Genomic DNA, 2,628 nt, shown 5'->3' with positions numbered 1-2,628 from the left:
CGGGCCGCCTTCTCGATCTGCCGCCGAGATAGACCCGGCGCACGGTCGGGTCGGCCATCACGGACTCGGCCGAGCCCTCGGCGATGCGCTCGCCGAGATACATGGCGAACACCCGGTCCACGAGGGCCGAGACGCTCTTCACGTTGTGGTCGACGAGGAGCACGGCCTTGCCCTCGTCGCGAAACCCCCGGATCAGCTCCGAGAAGGCCGCGACCTCGCCGCCGGTCAGGCCCGCGAAGGGCTCGTCGACCAGCACCACCCGGGGATCGCGGGCGATGGCCTTGGCGAGCTCCAGCCGGCGCAGATCCGCGAAGGGCAGGGTTCCGGGCCGCCGGTCGACCACGGCGCCGAGGCCGACGCGCTCGGCGATCTCCTTCGCCCGCCGCGCCACGTGCGGATCGGCGGCCAATCGGATCAGGCTGTCGGGCAGGAGCGCGAGGCTGATATTCTCCAGCACGGTCTGCCGCTGGAGCGGCCGCGCGTGCTGGAACACGAGGCCGATGCCGGAGCGCGCCACCCGGTGGGCCGGCATCCCGCCGATCTCGGTGCCGTCGAGGCGGATCGAGCCGGCGCTCGGGCGCTCCAGCCCCATGATCAGCTTCATCACGGTGGACTTGCCCGAGCCGTTCGGGCCGATCAGGCCGAGGATCTCGCCGGGCCGCAGGTCGAGATCGACCTCCTTGACGGCGACGAGGCCGCCATAGCGCTTGGTCAGGCCGCGCACGGTGAGGCAGGGCTCGGCCAGGACGGGAGACACGGCCGGCGGGGGTGCCACGGCGACGGTCATCGGGCGCTCCGGAAGGACGCGAGGCCGAGGAGCCCCGAGGGCACGAACAGGATCACCAGCAGCGCCACCGCCGACACCACGAAGGTCGACAGCCCCCCGAGCGGGCGCAGCAGCTCGCCCGCCGCGATCAGGAACACGGCGCCGAGCGCCGCGCCCACGATGGTGCGGCGGCCGCCGAGCACCGCCGCGATGATCACCTGCACGCCCACCGACGTGTTGATCAGCGTGCCCACCGAGGCGGTGCCCATGTAGAAGACCACCAGCCCGCCCGCGAGGCCCGAGAAGGCGGCGCTCACCGCGAAGGCCGCGAGCTTGTGCTTGGCGACGTTGAAGCCGAGCGCCCCGGTCACCACCGGATCCTGGCCGGCGGCCTGGAGGATCAGCCCAGCGGGCGAGCGGGCGATGGCCGTGAGGATCAGGCCGGAGACCGCCATGAAGCCGAGCGCCAGCCAGTAATTGGTGTCGGCGTCGATGGAGATGACGTCGGGGACGGTCAGGCCGATCTCGCCGCCGGTGAGGCCGGAGAAGACCACGATCATGTTCTGCAGGAGCAGGACCGCCACCAGGGTGATCAGCCCGAAATAGGGGCCGCGGACCTTGAGCGCCGGCAGCGCCAGGGCGAGGCCGCCGACCACGGCGAGCACGGTCCCGGCCGCGAGGCAGTAGGGGATCGGCAGCTCGTAGCGGTTGTTGAGGATGCCGGCGCCGTAGGCCCCGAGCCCGATCAGGAAGGTCGGGCCGAAATTCACCTCGCCGGCGAAGCCGAAGAGGAGGTCCCAGGCCATCGAGAACACGCCGAAATAGTAGGCGATCGTGAGCAGGCCCAGGATGTAGCCGGAGACATACCAGGGGAGGGTGGCGGCGGCCGCGACGGCGAGGATCGCGATCCAGAAGCCGGGGGTGGTGAGGAGCTTCATGGATGAGCCGCACCAGGATTGATGATCAGGGCTTCAACGCTGATGAGGGAACGTGACGCGCCCCCTCTCCCGTGCGGGAGAGGGTTGGGGTGAGGGTCGAGATTGTTCAGGATCGAGCCCGTCCTCGACGCGCGTTCGTGTCCCGCCTTCTCCGGGCGCCGCACGCCCCTCACCCTGTCCCTCTCCCGCACGGGAGAGGGCACCCGCGTCTCGTCTTGCCGCCGCCGCGGCGGCGCACACGCCGTTCGAATCCGGGAGCCAGCACAGGGGAGGGCGTTCATCCCGCGCCCGGCAAAGACTCTGATCTCGAGGACCGCCATCAGCGCCGCCCCAGCAGGCCCTGCGGGCGCAGGTACATGACGGCGACGAGCAGCAGCAGCGCCGGGATGACCCGGTAGGCCGGCGAGATCAGGTAGGCGGTGGCGGTCTCGAGGTAGCCCACCACGTAGGCGGCGATCAGCGAGCCGGTGACGCTCCCCAAGCCCCCCAGCACCACGATCGAGAAGGCGCTCGCGGTGAGCGGCCCCACCGAATACGAAGACACCCCGAGGAACATCCCGAGCAGCACCCCGGCGATGCCGGCCAGAAGCCCGTAGATCGCCCAGACCGCCACGTAGATCTTCGCCATGTCGTGGCCGAGCAGCGTGACGCCGCGCGGGTTCATGGAGGCGGCGAGCAGGACCTTGCCGGCCCGCGCCCGGTTCACGAACAGCCAGAGCAGCCCGATCACCACCCAGCAGATCAGCGCGGTGAAGAGCTCGTTCTTCGGCGTGCGGACGCCCGCGATCTCCACCACGCCCTCGATGAGCGGCAGCACGGTCTTCGGGTTGTCGGTGAAGAAGTAGGCCACCAGCTCCTGGATCATGATCCCCCAGAGCAGCGTGCCGGTGAGCACGAAGATTCCTTCTCTCGCGCGGTCGCCCG

At 70.5% G+C, this 2,628-nt stretch carries 3 protein-coding genes; all 3 read right to left on the bottom strand.

Annotated features, from left to right (window positions below; all coding sequences use genetic code 11):
- Nucleotides 1–787: ABC transporter ATP-binding protein (locus I53_RS01660; RefSeq protein ID WP_043345983.1), on the bottom strand; the 787-nt coding region annotated here is incomplete at its 3' end.
- Nucleotides 784–1,704 carry a branched-chain amino acid ABC transporter permease gene (locus I53_RS01655; protein ID WP_043345981.1) on the bottom strand — a complete coding sequence of 307 codons (921 nt, stop codon included), beginning with the start codon at nucleotides 1,702–1,704 and terminating at the stop codon, nucleotides 784–786. The genes I53_RS01655 and I53_RS01660, both read right to left, overlap by 4 nt.
- A 319-nt stretch (nucleotides 1,705–2,023) precedes the next feature.
- Nucleotides 2,024–2,628: branched-chain amino acid ABC transporter permease (locus I53_RS01650; RefSeq protein ID WP_043345978.1), on the bottom strand; the 605-nt coding region annotated here is incomplete at its 5' end.

It is taken from the genome of Methylobacterium sp. B1 (assembly GCF_000333255.1).
Taxonomy (GTDB): domain Bacteria; phylum Pseudomonadota; class Alphaproteobacteria; order Rhizobiales; family Beijerinckiaceae; genus Methylobacterium; species Methylobacterium fujisawaense.
The sequence above is the reverse complement of the archived record's forward strand: the minus strand, read 5'-3'. Positions and strand labels throughout refer to the sequence as shown.

Coding starts and splice junctions, on each gene's coding strand:
- I53_RS01655 (WP_043345981.1), bottom strand. CDS start 1,704: ATGAAGCTCCTCACCACCCCCGGCTTCTGGATCGCGATCCTCGCCGTC.